This window comes from Sphingomonas sp. GW821-FHT10F11 (genome assembly GCF_058809095.1).
The window spans coordinates 1-554 of the sequence record NZ_JBXASH010000023.1 but is presented as its reverse complement, the minus strand read 5'-3'; the positions used below and the strand labels follow the sequence as shown (position 1 = coordinate 554).

General features: G+C 63.9%; 1 protein-coding gene. It reads left to right on the top strand.

The features are described from left to right. Window positions 1-554 (top strand): enolase C-terminal domain-like protein (locus AC1RT8_RS24690; protein ID WP_493079210.1); only part of this gene is annotated, 554 nt, incomplete at both ends.

Genomic DNA, 554 nt, shown 5'->3' with positions numbered 1-554 from the left:
CTCGGCTGGGACGTGCATCTGCTGCACGACATCCATCACCGCCTGACCCCGATCGAGGCAGGCCGCCTGGGCAAGGACCTGGAGCCGTATCGCCCCTTCTGGCTCGAGGATGCGACGCCTGCCGAGAACCAGGCGAATTTCCGCCTGATCCGCCAGCACACCACCAGCCCGCTTGCGGTCGGCGAGATCTTCAACTCGATCTGGGACTGCAAGCAGCTGATCGAGGAACAGCTGATCGACTATATCCGGGCGACCGTGGTCCATGCCGGCGGCATCACCCATCTTCGCCGCATCGCGAGCTTTGCCGATATGCACAATGTCCGCACCGGCTGCCACGGCGCGACCGACCTGTCGCCGGTGTGCATGGCGGCCGCCCTTCACTTCGACCTGTCGGTGCCGAACTTCGGCGTGCAGGAATATATGCGCCACACCGACGAGACCGATGCCGTCTTCCCGCACGCCTATAGCTTCGACAATGGCCTGATGCACCCGGGCGACAAGCCGGGTCTGGGCGTCGACCTCGATGAGGAACTCGCCGCCAGATACGAATACAA